This is a genomic window from Microcoleus sp. FACHB-831, assembly GCF_014695585.1.
Lineage (GTDB): Bacteria > Cyanobacteriota > Cyanobacteriia > Cyanobacteriales > FACHB-T130 > FACHB-831.
On sequence record NZ_JACJON010000037.1, the window covers coordinates 55974 to 72012 of the forward strand.

Here is a 16039-nt window from a genome sequence, read left to right on the forward strand (position 1 = left end):
GCGTTTATAACTCGAAGGGCAAATTACGAACTAAATCCTGACGATTATTAGATTTTTTTAAAGCCTGGACAACATTCTTATTAGGTTGTGCATAAACAGTCGGATAATCTACCTCACCCCATTCTGGTTTAACAGAAAACGCTAGCATCTCTTTCTCTATATTAAATTCTGCCTTCACACCTGGTTTATTACCCCTCGCATCAACTCTAATCCATTTATGTATACTCTTTAAAAAAATTGCATTCAGTCCATGTAAAGTTAATAAAGACTTATCCGCATCATCCAAAACAAGTTTTTGATAACAAAATCCGGCGGGAATGTCGAGACATCGTAAAATAGCAGCTAAAAGGTGGGATTTAGCATAACAAATACCCTGGTTATATTGCAAAACCTCTGATGCAGTGCAAGTAATTATATCTCCATTTATATCAAACGAATGCGGTATATTATCTCTGACATATTCATAAGCTTTTTTAGCTAGAGCAATATCGTTGTTAGTCGTGGCAGATAAGCTATAAGCCAGTTTTTGAATATGCTCGCTGTTATAATCGATAATTTCATCAGCGGCAAGATAGGGGGAGAGATTATCTACTTCAAATTTTAATTGCATATTGCTTATACTCTGGGACAGGCGATCGCACCACGAAACTCAGAACCTGACAGGCGGCATATTTGCAACCCCAGAACAGCATATCAGTTATCGTAGATCTTGGGCGGAGACACAAATTGAGAATTTAAAGTTTTACGGTAGAAACTGGATGAGCATCTTCACACTACAATCGGTCAAAAAGGACTTCGGCATCAAGGAAATCCTCAAAGATGCCAGCTTTAGCCTAGATGCGACGGATAAAGTCGGATTAATTGGCACTAACGGTTCTGGCAAATCAACTTTGTTGAAAATGATTGCCGGACTAGAACCCATTGATGACGGTCAGCTTTTAGTCAACTCTGGAGCTAGGGTAGTATACTTGCCGCAGCAACCCGACTTAGACGAAAATCACACAGTCTTAGAGCAAGTCTTTGCAGACAGCGGCGAACAAATGGATCTGGTGCGAGAGTATGAGGAACTCTCAGACAAATTGTCTCATTATCCAGAAGATAGCCAACTCATGTCTCGTTTTTCAACTGTCATGCAGCGCATGGATTCTACTGGCGCATGGGAAGTAGAAACTAATGCCAAAATCATCCTAACAAAGTTAGGAATTCAAGACTTTAATGCTCGCATAGGTACGCTATCCGGCGGCTATCGCAAACGGATTGCTTTGGCTGCTGCATTACTATCAGAACCCGATGTGTTGCTGATGGATGAACCCACAAACCATCTCGATGCATTGTCGGTCGAGTGGTTGCAAAGTTATCTAAATCGCTTTCGAGGCGCAATTCTGCTAATTACCCACGATCGCTACTTCCTGGATCGTGTCGCCAACCGCATTATTGAGATCGACCGAGGCGACATCTATACTTACTCCGGCAACTACTCTTATTATTTGGAGAAAAAAGCCTTAGCTGAAGAATCTGCTGTTAGCACCCAGCGCAAGCATCAGGGGGTATTGCGTCGCGAATTAGAATGGTTAAAGCGGGGGCCAAAAGCGCGGAGTACGAAACAAAAAGCCAGGATAGATCGCGTCCACGAGATGCAGGAGCGAGAGTTTAAACAAGTTAATGGTAAAGTGGATATTGCTACCCCTGGTCGTCGCATTGGCAAGAAAGTTATTGAATTAACTAACATCTCTAAAGCCTACGATGGACGCACTTTAATCAAAGATTTTACCTATGAATTCAGCCCCGAAGATCGCATAGGCATAATCGGCGGCAATGGTGCGGGCAAATCCACTTTGATGGATATTATTACCGGGAGAGTTCAGCCTGATTCAGGAAGTGTTGATATTGGCACCACAATACATATCGGTTACTTTGACCAACATTCGGAAGAATTACTCGACGCTTTAAACGAAGATCAGCGGGTAATTGACTACATCAAAGAAGTGGGAGAATTTGTAAAAATTGCCGATGGTACTCAGATTACCGCTTCGCAAATGTTAGAGCGGTTTCTATTTCCTGGGAATCAGCAATATTCACCTATTCATAAGCTATCTGGGGGTGAAAAACGGCGTTTATTTCTGTTGCGGGTGTTGATGAGTGCGCCGAACGTGTTGATTTTGGATGAACCAACTAATGATTTGGATGTTCAAACTCTCGCAGTGCTAGAAGATTATTTAGAAGATTTTAGCGGGTGCGCGATCGCAGTCTCCCACGATCGTTACTTTCTCGACCGCACGGTAGATAAAATCTTTGCCTTAGAAGAGGGTGGCAACCTGCGTGAATATCCTGGTAACTACTCAATTTATCTAGACATCAAGAAAGCAGAGGAAGAAGCATCAACCAAGGTTGAGGAAACCAAAAAGGAAGCGGCTCCTAAAGTTAGTTGGAAACAAGAAAATCCAAACAATCCTCGCAAACTTTCCTCGAAAGAAAAGCGCGAATTTGAGACGCTGGAAGGCAAGATTGCCCAGCTAGAAGCGGAGAAAGCCGCAGCGGAAAAAGCACTATACAATGTTGCTCCTGGGGAAGTCGCTAAGGTGCGCCAATTATACGAGCAAGTGGAAACTTTGACTAAGGCAATTGATGCCGCAACTGAGCGCTGGATGGAATTAGCTGAAATTGCATCTTGACAGAACAGGAGATTGATATGACTGCTGTAACCCTAAAATTAGGATCGGTTTTGCAATTAACTGACGATCAGTTTTACGAACTGTGTCAGGCAAACCGCGATTTGAGACTTGAACGCACGGCTAAGGGAGAACTAATCATCATGCCACCGACAGGCGGGGAAACAGGCAACCGTAATATTGAAATTGCCTTTCAGGTACAGGCTTGGAGCCGCCAGAACGATTTAGGAATTGCTTTTGATTCTTCCACTGGTTTCAAGCTACCGAATGGTGGAGAACGTTCTCCTGATGCTAGTTGGGTGCGGCGCGATCGCTGGGATGCTTTGAGTGCAGAACAAAAAGGAAAATTCCCCCCATTATGCCCCGATTTTGTAGTCGAATTGCGAAGCGAAACTGATTCGCTAAAAGTCCTGAGAGTCAAAATGCAAGACTATATCGATAATGGCGCTCGATTAGGTTGGCTGATTGACCCCAAAAAGCGAAAGGTTGAAATCTACCGCGTCGGAAGGGAAGTTGAAATATTAGAGAACCCAGAAACTCTATCAGGAGAAGATGTATTACCGGGTTTTGTACTTAACTTGAACTCAATTTTTGGCAACACCTAAAGCCACTCAATGCTGCGTCAATACTTTGCAACTAGCCTCGCTCAATAAATAGAAAATATATTGTTTGAGGCTAGCGATCGCAGTATTTACCCGCATATAGCCTGCGATCGCACTAGGCAATCAAATCAATCCTGCTTCTTCAAAAATCTGTCTCGCTGTTAGTTCCAAACCATGAAGCAGCGTATCTGAAATGGGCATATCAGAAGTGCATATTTGACTGTAACCATCTGGAAAAAATATCCTGATATTCATAGTTTCAGGATTTACAACCCAGACTCTTGAAATACCAGCGTCAAAATAGTCCTTAGCTTTATCTTCAAATTCTTTTATAGTTTGGTCGGGAGAAATAATTTCAATAACCAGTTCAGGAGGCACAGGACAGGCATCATTAAGATTCCAACTTGTTGGTAGGCGTTCATAAGATATGTATGTTATGTCGGGCACGGGTGCCCAGTCCTGATTTTGACGCTTTAAAGTAATCGCCCATTCCAAGCGTACTCGACCTCTTTGCCTAGACCATCGTGTGAGTAAGCTAGTCAGCGCAAAAGTCAACATGGAGTGAAATTGTTTTGGAGACACTTTAGCTACTGCTTTACCATCAACAAATTCATAATTTACATCACCTTCTGGTAAGGCTAGAAATTCTTCTAATGTGAGTTTAGTTCCTGTTTTCGCCATGATTGATTTAAGTGGTAACTAATAGCACAATGTTAGGCGACAAAAGCATTAAAAGATGCATCCCCTACTAATACAGTTCATACTTCAGCAAAGTACACTGCAAAGAACCGTTATAAACAGGAATGCGGCGAGAGGTTTTGAGTCCTACTTTTTTCGCCAGTTCTTTGTTTCCTGTCAAAATAAATGCATTCCAACCTTTGAAGCGTTGTTTGAAAACATCACCGAGCATTTTGTAGAGTTCGCCCAGTTCTCTTGCATCCCCCAACCGCTCTCCGTAGGGAGGGTTGCAAATAAGCACGCCTCTATCTGTTGGAGCTTCTAGCTGAGATAATTCGGTTTGAGTAAATGTTATCTGATCTTCAAGTCCACATCGTTGGGCATTAATGCGAGCTTGGTTTAAAATATCCCCGTCGCGATCGCTGCCCCAAATCGGTGATTTCAAATATAATGCTTCCGCTTTTTCAGCTTCCGCCCATATCTCGTCCCACAACTTTTCATCAAAGTCGAGCCAACTGAAAAAACCAAATTTTTCGCGAAATAATCCTGGTGCAATATTCAAAGCTTTTAAACCCGCTTCTAAAGGCAGGGTTCCAGAGCCGCATAAAGGGTCTAAAAAGGGAAAACTCTCATCCCACTCTGCCATGTCCAGGATAGCAGCCGCCAAAGTCTCCTTAAGGGGAGCCAGTCCCATCGCTGGTCGATATCCCCGGCGGTGCAAGCTCCCACCAGAACTGTCCAGACTTAAAATGCAACGGTCTTGATGAATGTGAACGTTAATCCGCACATCAGGATTGTCAGTATCAACGCTAGACCTCTGACCTGATTTGTCGCGCTGTTGGTCTACAATGGCGTTTTTAACCTGTAAAGCGGTGAAGTGGGTATGGTTAAGTTTTTGATTGCCCCCCGTGCAATCCACAGCCAAAGTATTGTCGGGGTGTAAATAGTCATCCCAGGAAATTTTTTGCACCTCCCGGTAGAGCATATCGGCGTTAGAACAGGCAAATTCACGTAGGGGGACTAGCACTCTAAAAATTGTCCGCGCCCAAAGATTTACGCGGTAAAGCAAAGCTTTATCGCCAACAAAATGCACGCCAGTGAAATCAGGACTGACTTCCTGTGCCCCTAATCGTTCGAGTTCAGCAGCGGCGATATGCTCTAGACCGCGAGCAACTGTGGCAAAGTATTGGTTCATAATAAGTATCCTTATCTAGTTAATATCTAGTGCTTTTGAGTTATACAATGATTTTTGTCAAAATTTAGCTTTAATTCAACAAACCAATGACAGACTTATACGAAGTTACCATAAACATAAATACTGCTCTAGTAGCGTCGCCGTCCTAGTGCCGCTAAGAAAATCGCACTTATGAAATTTGATAAAGTTAATATAAAGCGTTTTTGCTTTAATATAGTTTGGCTGTCCATTACTGCCAGCAACAAAAACTGTCAATCCATCGGATAACAAGGAGATAAACATGACTCGCGCCATAATGGAAACCGAAAAAGGCACAATCAACTTAGAACTGTTTGATAAGGATGCACCAAAGACCGTACAAAATTTTGTAGACTTAGCTGAAAAAGGCTTTTATGACGGTCTTACTTTTCACCGAGTCATCAATGACTTTATGATTCAAGGTGGTTGTCCTTTGGGAACAGGAACGGGTGGCCCTGGCTATAAAATCAAATGTGAACTTAACCAAAATAAACATTTGGCAGGCACTTTATCAATGGCCCATGCTGGTCGCGATACTGGTGGTAGTCAGTTCTTTATTTGCCACTCTCCTCAGCCTCATTTAGACGGACAGCACACGACCTTTGGCAAAACTGAAGACATGAATGTAGTCAATGCTATCCGCAAGGGTGACAAGATTCTTTCTGTCAAAATTCAAAAATAGCGCCTAGTACGCCCTCACTCTAGCGGGCTTGTCGTTCCCTGTAATTACCCAAAAAACCAGGGTTTGGAGAGTCTCTCCCCAAACCCTGGTTGGGGTACTGCTACTTCGCCTACCTACCTCCACATTAAAGATATGTCTGGGTAGTAAAAAACTAATTTTGGCTTCTCACGCCAAAATTTTCTAGATAAAAATTGTGTTTATCAATAAGGTTCTATTGCCCAACAAAACCTACAAAGTTTGAGGGAGATACGAGTAAGTGTAAGCCCTACAGCGTGCGGGAATTTTAATAATTATGCTAAATTCACAAACTCAAGACCTTAACTTAACTTGTAAGCAGTTTCTTGAACAAACTCCACAGCAACGTTTGCTCGTACTCAAAGAAATTGGATTAGCACGCTATGCTGATTTTTTAACTAAAATGCCGCTAACCCCGTCAAACGTAGCCTGTGTAATGAGGTTTTTTAAGGAACCGAGTGAGGTAAAATTTCCTAATCTTAAAAATGCCGATTTATCAGGATTAAATTTAAATGGCGTAAACTTTATTCGCGGCGATCTATCTGGGACAAACTTGAGAGGAAGCAGTTTATTAGAAGCAGACCTCTTATTTGCAAATTTTACAGCAGCAGACTTAAGAGATGCAGACTTGAGGGGCGCAACTCTCAATAAAACTATTTGGTCTAATGCTTTGGTAGATAGAGCGAATTTTGGCGATGGTATTGGGTTGACCAACCAGCAAAACCAAGACTTAAAGATTCGCGGTGCTAGGTTCAGCCATGACTGAGGCAACTTCGCTAAGTTCTGGTTCAACGACATCAAGATGTTGCTCTAAAAGCGCCAAGTTCCTGATGTTAGATTTATAGTATGCATCGAACAAGTCACCCACCAGAGGTATTGTACCGACTGCGGCTTCTAAGCCGATGTTGAATATCATTTTAGTGATAACTTCACGCGGTAAGTTAAAGCGTGCAGCTAGATAGATAATGTAAGCAGAAAAGGCTGTAGCTACTACATCCCCCGCACCTGGTACCAAACCCATAATGGGGTCTAAGCCGATGCGAAAGGGCGTGCCTGGGATGCGGATGGCATTATCCATCAGGCGGCTGAGTTTGCGGATGCGATCGAGGGTGGCGAGGCGTTCAAGAGTATTCATAGTTTCGATGATGCCACGATAGGCAAGCTTCGTCTTGTACCGCCAGAAGGAAAATTAGACATCGCAAATCTTCCAAAAGTTAGTGCCAATATCGGTAATGTTGCTTTATTGGCTGACACAAGCTAGTAGAGTTGCTGTTTGGCTGAGTTATACTTAGCAGGAATTAAACTAATCAATCAGGGATTGTATGAAGCTGCCGAAAAGATTGATGCTGATGGGGTCAGGAGAACTAGGAAAAGAATTTGCGATCGCTGCTAAACGTCTTGGCAACTATGTTATTGCTGTTGACCGCTACGCTAATGCTCCAGCAATGCAAGTTTCTGATGCTTTTGAAGTAATTTCTATGCTGAGTGCTGACGATTTGGAAAGAGTCGTCGAAAAACATCAGCCCGATATTATAATACCTGAAATTGAAGCAATTAGAACAGAGAAACTGCTTGAATTTGAGGAGCGAGGGATTACAGTAATTCCCACTGCGATCGCTACAGACTACACGATGAATCGAGACAGAATTCGGGAACTAGCTCATCAGCAGTTAGGCATAAGAACTGCTAACTATGCATATGCTACAACGCTGGAGGAAATGATTAAAGTTTCCAATAAAATTGGCTTCCCCAATGTTGTAAAACCAGTTATGTCATCTTCTGGTAAGGGCCAGTCTGTGGTAAATTTTCAGGATGAAGTTGAAAGAGCGTGGAAGTACGCGATAGAGGGTTCCAGAGGCGATACTAAAAAAATTATTGTTGAAGAGTTTATAAATTTTGAAATAGAAATTACCTTACTAACAATTAAACAGTGGGATGCACCTACAATTTTTTGTCCTCCCATCGGGCATCGTCAAGAAAGAGGAGATTATCAAGAATCATGGCAACCCATTGCAATACCAGAAAAGCTACTATTAGAAGCACAAGCGATCGCGCAAAAAGTTACCGATGCTTTGGGTGGAGCTGGAATCTTTGGCGTTGAATTTTTTGTCACAGAAGATGAAATGATTTTCTCAGAGCTTTCCCCCAGACCTCACGATACTGGAATGGTGACATTAATATCTCAGAACCTTAATGAATTTGAACTTCATCTGAGAGCGGTTCTAGGTTTACCAATACCCAATATAGAACAACTTGGTCCTTCAGCCAGTGCAGTAATTTTAGCCAACACGCATTCTAACGCGATCGCTTTTGAAGGTGTAGCCGATGCTTTGTCAGAAAAAAATGTAGATATCCGGCTATTTGGCAAACCTGATTCGCGTCCTTTTCGCAGAATGGGAGTAGCTTTAGCTAAAGGGGAAAACGTGCAAGAAGCGCGTGACAAAGCAACCTCAGCAGCAAACAAAATAAAGATTGTCAATCAGTAGTAACCCGGCAGTGCCGGACTACAAAATACTGCTATATCGCTAAATTAAAACCCGGGGGCGAGATATTCAAAATTACCTTCACCCACACTCTTATTAAGAGTATCTAAAATTCGGCGCGGATTGTCATAGGGGCCGCTGATATAAAATGGCTTGCCATTGCGTCCGCATTTAATTTTAGTTTCACCATTCCACTCGCCTAAATGAGCGCGGGAATTCTCGAAATCACGGTGAGGATTAAATCCCAATTTAGCCGCATAATCCACTGCGCTAAAAACAATAGCTTGCGCTTGTTCCAAAGTTATTTTTTGCGTACCTTCAGGAAAGCCGCGATAGGCAGACTCGATTAGTTGTTCGTACTCTAATTTATCCACTTTGCGGGGGCCAAGAGTATCTTTTACACCCAAGCACCACATATCTAAGAGGTAAGTACAAACGGAGAAGCGGTTGTAACTAATTTGCCTAGCTACTGAAACCATCGCTAGACCATTATCCAACTCACCTGCTGAATTTTCATCTGGTTTTAGCAACTGTCCCAAGAAGTTAGCAGCGCCATCGCTTTTCAGAAATTTATAGGCACAGTCCGCATTTACAAAACATTCTGCCACCGGATCTAATTCGCCTGTAGCAGCACGAGTAATTGCTAATTGCTGCGCTTCTTGTTTGATTACCGCTGTAACTTCAGCTACCCTCAATCCCAGCTTTCGCGCAATTTGCTTTGGTGTCAAATTTTGAGATCGTAACTTGGCAATTTCTTGTTGTTGTTCTGGCGTCATAAATTTTTCCTAGTAACTTTATTTGAGAATACAATGCAAGTAAACTGGAAACAATGGCGAGCGCATTATATTTCTCCCAGTTCAGCAAGATTGCTGAACGAGCATAAATTGTAACAAGAGGCACAATGGTAAGAACTAGAATTATTATGTAGTCCAGGATTGATTATGAGTAAAATAATGAACGAGCAGACGCGATCGCGTACCAGGCAAAATAAAGACCAAGCGGTGCATCCGCTGAAGCGTCTGCTAAATTATGGTCGCAAGTATCACGTGCAAATCTGGCAAGCGATCGCTTGTTCTATCCTAAATAAAGTCTTCGACTTAGCACCCCCCGCCTTAGTCGGTACGGCTGTAGATGTAGTAGTGCAAAAACAGGATTCCCTAATTGCTAAATTGGGGGTACGCGATGTCTTCGGACAACTTTTGATACTTGCATTCCTCACCTTCATCATCTGGAGTTTGGAATCTACATTTGAGTACGCCTACAAATTGCTTTGGCGCAATCTAGCGCAGACAATTGAACACGACTTGCGACTCGATGCATATACGCACATACAGGAATTAGAATTAGCCTACTTTGAAGACCGCAGTACTGGCGGTTTGATGTCTATCCTTAATGATGATATCAATCAATTGGAGCGCTTCTTAGATAGCGGTGCAACTGAAATCCTCCAGGTACTCACAACAGTAGTAATTATTGGTAGCGTATTTTTCATTCTAGCCCCAAGCGTGGCTTGGATGTCCATGCTGCCCATGCCATTTATCTTATGGGGTTCCATCGTATTTCAAAAGCGACTTGCTCCCTATTATGCCGATGTGCGGGAAAAAGTAAGTTTGCTCAACGGGCAATTATCCAATAATTTGAGCGGCATTACAACAATTAAAAGCTTCACGACAGAAGAATATGAAGCCGCAAGAATTGGTAGGGAAAGCGATGCTTATAGACAAAGCAACAGGAAAGCGATCGCCATCAGTTCTGCCTTTGTTCCGTTAATTCGCATCATCATTTTATTCGGCTTTACTGCAACGCTAATAATTGGGGGAATGCAAGCAGTGGCAGGCAAGCTGTCTGTAGGTAGCTACAGTATAATGATCTTCTTTACAGAGCGTTTACTCTGGCCTTTGACTCGCCTGGGAGACACGTTCGACCAGTATCAAAGAGCTATGGCATCTATAAACAGAGTAATGAATCTTTTAGATACACCGATTGCCATTCATTCGGGAGATATTTCATTACCAGTCGAAAAAGTGCGCGGCGAAGTAGATTTAAAAAATGTCACCTTTGCTTACAATGGACTAGATCCAGTAATTAAAAATCTTTCCTTACAGATCCCCGCTGGTAAGACTATAGCGATTGTCGGTTCCACTGGTTCGGGTAAGAGTACCCTAGTGAAACTGTTACTAAGGTTGTATGAAATTGAAACAGGAAATATAACCTTAGATGGCATTGACATCCGCAATTTGAAGTTAAAAGATTTGCGGCGATCTATTGGCTTAGTTAGCCAAGATGTCTTCTTATTTCACGGTACGGTGCAGGAAAATATTGTCTATGGAAATCCTGATGCAACAATAACAGAAGCGATCGCTGCTGCTAAAATTGCCGAAGCCCACGATTTTATCATCCAACTTCCCCAAGGCTACGACACGATTGTTGGCGAACGCGGACAGAAATTATCAGGGGGACAGCGACAAAGATTGGCGATCGCGCGAGCAGTTTTGAAGAATCCGCCCATTCTTATCCTCGATGAAGCAACTTCTGCGGTGGATAATGAAACAGAAGCAGCAATTCAGCGATCGCTCGAACAAATTACCATTAACAGAACAACGATTGCGATCGCTCATCGCCTCTCCACCGTCCGCAATGCTGATTGCATCTATGTCATGGAATATGGTCGATTAGTAGAACAAGGACGCCACGAACAATTACTCAATCAACAGGGAATTTATGCTAGTTTGTGGCGAGTACAGACGGGGGTGAAAGCAGAGGAGAATTAATAATCAAAGCCCGCCGACTTCAGTCGGCGGCTATACAAACAAAACCTGCCGAAGCCAGGTTTCAAGAGCCATTTATTAGTCCGCGTAGGCGGACTTTGTTTTTGTAGCCGGGATTTCAATCGCCAGGTATTTTAGTTCTGTTATTTTATCAGAGCGATCGCGCAAATTTATCTTAGTGCTATCATCGCCCCGCTTGTAAATTCAATCCTTACAAAACAAGAACAGAGTCATTGAAAACTCTATCGCACTCCCCAGATTTTGATGGTATTGTCACTACTGCCGCTGACAATAGTTTGTCCATCGGGGCTGATGGCGACAGAATTTACCCGCTTTGAATGTTCTTTGAGACTATTTCTGAGTTTGCCATCATGCAGGTTCCAGAGTTTAATGGTACCGTTTTCACCACTACTGAAAATAGTCTGTCCATCGGGGCTAATAGCGACGGAAAGAATATGCGATGAACGCGCTTTGATTGTATTTCTAAGTTCTCCGGTGTGCAGGTTCCAGATATGAATGGTTTTGTCCCAGCTGCCACTAACAAGAGTATCACCATCCGGCGCTATGGCGACGGACATAACCCAGTCTGAATGACCTATGAGTGTATTTCTCAATTCCCCGGTGTGTACGTTCCAAATCTTGATGGTATTGTCACTACTGCCACTAACAATAGTTTGCCCATCGGGGCTGATGGCGACAGAACGAACATAGTCTGAATGCCCTATCAGTGTATTCTTGAGTTCTCCGGTATGCAGGTTCCAGATACGAATGGTTTTGTCCCAACTGCCACTGGCAAGAGTCTGCCCATCCGGTGCTATAGCGACGGATTTAACCCTATATAAATGCCCTCTGAGTGTATTCTTTAATTCTCCGGTGTGCAGATTCCAAATTGCGATCCCTTCCTCTTGACTACCGCCACCAATAACATTCTGCCCATCTGGGCTTATGACGATGCAATTTACATAGGCTGAATACCTAAAGAGATTAGTAGTTCTGAGCTTCCCGCTGTGCAGGTTCCAGAGGTTGATGATACCCTCATCGCCAGGGCTGCAACTAACAACAGTCTGCCCATCCGGTGCTATGGCGACGGACTCAACATAATGTGAATGCCCTTCTAACGTGTGCAGGCACTCAAAAAATTTCCAATGATTGTACTTTTTTAACGCCAGTTTTACTTTTGTCTCTTGCCTTTCTCGGAGTAGCAGATAGGCAGCCTTCTTGATCTGCATTGATTCATCATTCAAAGCCTGAATTACTAAATCCAAGCCAAATGTTCCATAGTTCAGCGCTTCTTTTAAAGCAGCAACCCGTGCTTCTACAACCGGACTGCAAAACCGCATTCTCACACCTTCGAGTCCCCCTAAGACGACACCACCAACTGGGGCTGAATTTTCACCGCCTTTGACAGCATCGTAATCTCTCGGCTGATTGGAATTTTCTGCCATCGCACTTTTACCTCTGCATTGTTACTAATATTCCCCAATTACTTGAGAAAGGCGCAGGGCTTGGACTATTTATGCCCCGCGTTAGCGTCAGAGAAGCGAAGTGCGTTAGCGCGTTAGCGGCTCTGTAAAGAGCATCGCGCCCCTCCATGCCATGTCCCCAAAAGACTGGTGCAATTTGAAGCGCCGAATATTTTATGCTACACTTGTAATACAAAACTATTGTTGTGGCTTCGTCTTTGGTGGTGTCGTGATGACAAAGATGTACAAATATCCCAGAACCTATCACATTGAAGGGTCGCGGTTCCAGCCAGGAGATGAAGATCTCGATAGCATACCATTTAGCGCGATCGCTAATAAATATGTAGTAATTGAAGAAAAAGTTGATGGTGCTAACGCCGCCATTAGCTTCAGTCCCGACGGTCAAATGCTCTTACAAAGTCGCGGACATTACCTAACAGGAGGAGAGAGGGAAAAACATTTTAACTTATTCAAACAGTGGGCATATAGTCATGCTTCTGCATTTTGGGAAGTGCTGGGAAGCCGCTACATTCTCTATGGCGAGTGGTTATATGCAAAGCACACAGTTTTTTACGACTATTTGCCGCACTACTTTTTAGAGTACGACGTGCTGGAAATTGAACAGCAACAATTCTTGAGTACGAGTAGCAGAAAGAAATTATTAGCAGGATTGCCCCTCGTTTCAGTTCCCGTCCTTATGACAGGCATTTTGCAGTCAAAAAAGCAAATGATGAATTTATTAGGGGAGTCAAACTATATCCAGCCGGGACATATAGAGAAGTTGCGGTTATTGTGTAGAGAGAAAGAGCTGGATGAGGAGCGAGCGCTCAAACAAACCGATACCAGCAGCACAATGGAAGGCTTGTATATAAAAGTAGAAGAAGGTGAGGTAGTGAATGCGCGTTATAAATATGTACGGGCGAGCTTTTTAACTACCATCTTGCAATCAGAAGGACATTGGCTAAATCGCCCTATTATCCCTAATCTGCTGCGTCCCGGTGTCGATTTATTTAGTTAAATTTCACTATACCCTCGTTCCCAGGCTGTGCCTGGGAACGAGAAAAACTAACAACTAACAACTACTTATGACTAATTTATTAACTCAATTAAACGAGACTTTCCCATTTTGTCCTACACCTCCAACATGGGAGTTAAATTGGGATGAAATAACCAACCATTTCGACTGCATAAGCAACCTAAAAGGATGCGTGCAAGATCCCATTCATCATGCGGAAGGAGATGTTTTCATTCACACCCGCATGGTGTGCGAAGCGTTAATTTCATTACCAGCTTGGCGTAACTTATCCAGTAGCGATCGCTCTATTCTTTTTGCAGCAGCTTTATTGCACGATATCGCCAAACCCGCATACACAAACATCGATGAAAATGGCAGAGTCTCCTCTAAAGGTCACGGTCGCCAAGGAGCAAGAATGGCAAGACAAGTTGTGTGGGAACTCGATCCGCCAATGCCATTTTATCAGCGAGAACAAGTATTTGCCTTAATACAATTAGGCAGTCTGCCAATGTGGTTTTTAGAGAAACAAAACCCGCAACAAGCAGTTATTAGAGCCAGTCAAGTTGTCCGGTGCGATTGGTTAGCAATATTGGCAGAAGCAGATGTTAGAGGACGCAGTTGCAACGACCAACAGGGAATCCTAGATCGAATTGAACTTTTTCGAGAATTTTGTCAGGAAAATAACTGTTTATCTCAACCCCGACCATTCCCCTCAGAACACAGTCGCTTTATCTACTTCCGCAAAGAAGATGGATATCCCGATTACCAAGCGTTTGACGACACGCAATTTGAAGTTGTTTTAATGTCAGGCTTGCCGGGAACTGGCAAAGATTACTGGATTCAGGAAAATCTTCAAGGGTGGCCTGTAATTTGTCTAGATGACTTGAGGAAAGAAATGAAAATTACTCCAGGAAAAACGCCAGGAATCGTGGTGGAAGAAGCAAAAAAAAGAGCGCGTGAGTATATGCGATCGCGCCGTTCTTTTGTCTGGAATGCCACTAATACCACTCGCTCAATGCGCCTGCAATTAATTGATTTTTTTGCTGGGTACAATGCCCGCATCCGCATTGTTTATCGAGAAGCAAACTTTGACGAATTGCTGCGGCGTAACCGCGAGAGGACAGCGATGGTTCCCGAAAATGTTATCCACAAACTTGCTGCCAAACTCGATATTCCCGACATAACCGAAGCACATCAAGTGCAGTGGGTAATTGACGCTTAATAGTAGATTTAGGGTGGGCATTACCTACGAACTTGATATTAAAAGGAGTTTATATGAATCGCCAAGAAGTTGAACAGAGATCAATTTTAATTGCTTTAACAGGATCTAGAGGCTACGGATTAGCTACTGAAACCTCCGACTACGACTATCGCGGCGTTTTTGTAGCCACAAAGCCTTATTACCTCGGCTTTGACCAGATTGAACAAAAAGACAGGGGTTGGACAGAAGAAGAAGGTTTGTTTACTTACCTCAGCAAAGACACTTGCATCTATGAATTGAAAAAATTTCTAGAACTTTCTGCTGATAACAATCCAAATATCCTAGAACTTCTCTGGTTTAAAGACTACGTGCATCTAACCGAAGTTGGCAAAACTTTGATGGAACACAAGCAAATGTTTTTATCAAAGAAAGTCAAGCACACCTATGCTGGCTACGGCTACGCACAACTCAAAAAATTAGAGTCTCACCGCAAATGGTTGCTGGAACCGCCAACCAGGAAACCTGAACCAGAAGACTTTGGGTTAGAACAAACTCCACCGCTGACCATAAGCGAAATTAATTCATTTCTGGAATATCTCTATCTATTAATTAGAGATAGGATTCAGTTTGTCGAGGAAGCACAGGAACTATATAAGCTGCTGACTGCGGATATTGATTTCAAAGGTGTATTGAAGCAGTACGCTTTACCAGAAGCAACCTTAGAATATACCCAAAAAATCACTAAGAGTTCAGAAAATTTCATTCACCGCCTGCAAAAAAGCCAGCAATATCAAAGCGCCCGCCGCGAGTATGATAACTATCAACAATGGAAGAAAAATCGCAATCCTGCACGGGCGGCGCTTGAAGCTAAAGTTGGTTATGATGCCAAATTTGCAATGCAGGCTATCCGGTTGTTAAGAACCGGGATTGAGATCTTAGAAACTCAAAAGGTGATAGTTGATAGGAGAGAAGCTGGTGATAGGGAGGAGTTGCTAGCTATTAAACGGGGCGATTATAGCTATGAAGAAACTATGGCGATCGCTAACAATTTATATAAAGGGCTTGATGTTGCTTATGAGAAGTCTACCCTACCAAGAGGTGTAGATAAAGACGCAATTAATCAACTTTGTATCGATCTAGTTGCAATGCAAGGATTGTGAAAATCGAGGCAGAGCCTCTAGATTTTCGTTCCCAGGCTCCAGCCTGGGAACGAGAGTTACACTAGCTTGCAGGCTAAAGCAGACAAGACT

Annotated in this window: 15 protein-coding genes; 9 read left to right on the top strand and 6 right to left on the bottom strand. The window is 43.1% G+C overall.

The features are described 5' to 3' along the window. Window positions 1-4: 4 nt before the first annotated feature. Window positions 5-610: a transglutaminase-like domain-containing protein gene (locus H6F77_RS09245; protein WP_190487605.1), complete on the bottom strand. Its 606-nt coding sequence runs from the start codon at window positions 608-610 to the stop codon at window positions 5-7. Window positions 611-758: 148 nt separating this feature from the next. Between H6F77_RS09245 and H6F77_RS09250 the strand changes: the two genes are divergently transcribed. Together H6F77_RS09250 and H6F77_RS09255 are read left to right on the top strand one after the other, a co-directional pair. Further along, window positions 759-2672 carry an ABC-F family ATP-binding cassette domain-containing protein gene (locus tag H6F77_RS09250; protein WP_190487649.1) on the top strand — a complete coding sequence of 638 codons (1914 nt, stop codon included), beginning with the start codon at window positions 759-761 and terminating at the stop codon, window positions 2670-2672. A gap of 17 nt (window positions 2673-2689) precedes the next feature. Then, window positions 2690-3274: a Uma2 family endonuclease gene (locus H6F77_RS09255; RefSeq protein ID WP_190487607.1), complete on the top strand. Its 585-nt coding sequence runs from the start codon at window positions 2690-2692 to the stop codon at window positions 3272-3274. Between the two features lie 120 nt (window positions 3275-3394). Here the strand turns inward: H6F77_RS09255 and H6F77_RS09260 are convergent, their stop codons facing one another. Both H6F77_RS09260 and H6F77_RS09265 read right to left on the bottom strand, forming a co-directional pair. Further along, window positions 3395-3952: a Uma2 family endonuclease gene (locus tag H6F77_RS09260; protein WP_190487609.1), complete on the bottom strand. Its 558-nt coding sequence runs from the start codon at window positions 3950-3952 to the stop codon at window positions 3395-3397. A 67-nt stretch (window positions 3953-4019) separates the two neighbouring features. Further along, window positions 4020-5144, bottom strand: coding sequence for a THUMP domain-containing class I SAM-dependent RNA methyltransferase (locus tag H6F77_RS09265; RefSeq protein ID WP_190487610.1), 1125 nt, complete (start codon window positions 5142-5144; stop codon window positions 4020-4022). A 280-nt stretch (window positions 5145-5424) separates the two neighbouring features. On the opposite strand from H6F77_RS09265, the gene H6F77_RS09270 reads away from it, so the two are divergent. Both H6F77_RS09270 and H6F77_RS09275 read left to right on the top strand, forming a co-directional pair. Beyond that, the gene (locus H6F77_RS09270; protein WP_190487612.1) at window positions 5425-5844 is read left to right on the top strand and encodes a peptidylprolyl isomerase; all 420 of its coding nucleotides are present in this window, start codon (window positions 5425-5427) and stop codon (window positions 5842-5844) included. 292 nt (window positions 5845-6136) lie between these two features. Then, on the top strand, window positions 6137-6625 hold the full coding sequence (locus H6F77_RS09275; protein WP_190487614.1) for a pentapeptide repeat-containing protein: 489 nt from the start codon (window positions 6137-6139) through the stop codon (window positions 6623-6625). On the opposite strand, the gene H6F77_RS09280 is transcribed toward H6F77_RS09275, so the two are convergent. Continuing rightward, a complete protein-coding gene (locus tag H6F77_RS09280; RefSeq protein WP_190487616.1) occupies window positions 6590-6994 on the bottom strand; it encodes a DUF4112 domain-containing protein in 405 nt (134 codons plus the stop codon). The two genes, H6F77_RS09275 and H6F77_RS09280, sit on opposite strands and share 36 nt — an antisense overlap. A gap of 187 nt (window positions 6995-7181) precedes the next feature. Here H6F77_RS09280 and purT point away from each other — a divergent pair, with 187 nt between their 5' ends. After that, complete coding sequence (gene purT / locus H6F77_RS09285) at window positions 7182-8345, top strand: formate-dependent phosphoribosylglycinamide formyltransferase (RefSeq protein ID WP_190487618.1); 1164 nt, start codon at window positions 7182-7184, stop codon at window positions 8343-8345. A 44-nt stretch (window positions 8346-8389) separates the two neighbouring features. Here purT and H6F77_RS09290 read toward each other — a convergent pair whose 3' ends face one another. After that, window positions 8390-9118 carry a helix-turn-helix domain-containing protein gene (locus H6F77_RS09290; protein ID WP_190487620.1) on the bottom strand — a complete coding sequence of 243 codons (729 nt, stop codon included), beginning with the start codon at window positions 9116-9118 and terminating at the stop codon, window positions 8390-8392. 177 nt (window positions 9119-9295) lie between these two features. On the opposite strand from H6F77_RS09290, the gene H6F77_RS09295 reads away from it, so the two are divergent. Next, entirely contained in the window at window positions 9296-11113 is a 1818-nt protein-coding gene (locus H6F77_RS09295) for an ABC transporter ATP-binding protein (RefSeq protein ID WP_199321256.1), read from the top strand. A 239-nt stretch (window positions 11114-11352) separates the two neighbouring features. Here the strand turns inward: H6F77_RS09295 and H6F77_RS09300 are convergent, their stop codons facing one another. Beyond that, a complete protein-coding gene (locus H6F77_RS09300; protein ID WP_190487624.1) occupies window positions 11353-12555 on the bottom strand; it encodes a WD40 repeat domain-containing protein in 1203 nt (400 codons plus the stop codon). 250 nt (window positions 12556-12805) lie between these two features. Between H6F77_RS09300 and H6F77_RS09305 the strand changes: the two genes are divergently transcribed. The 3 genes from H6F77_RS09305 (at window position 12806) to H6F77_RS09315 (ending at window position 15949) form a co-directional block, all read left to right on the top strand. After that, on the top strand, window positions 12806-13591 hold the full coding sequence (locus H6F77_RS09305; protein WP_190487626.1) for an RNA ligase family protein: 786 nt from the start codon (window positions 12806-12808) through the stop codon (window positions 13589-13591). A 67-nt stretch (window positions 13592-13658) separates the two neighbouring features. Further along, window positions 13659-14810, top strand: a complete 1152-nt coding sequence (locus H6F77_RS09310) for an AAA family ATPase (protein WP_190487628.1) — start codon at window positions 13659-13661, stop codon at window positions 14808-14810. Between the two features lie 53 nt (window positions 14811-14863). Continuing rightward, entirely contained in the window at window positions 14864-15949 is a 1086-nt protein-coding gene (locus H6F77_RS09315; protein WP_190487630.1) for a nucleotidyltransferase domain-containing protein, read from the top strand. The last annotated feature ends 90 nt before the right edge of the window (window positions 15950-16039 follow it).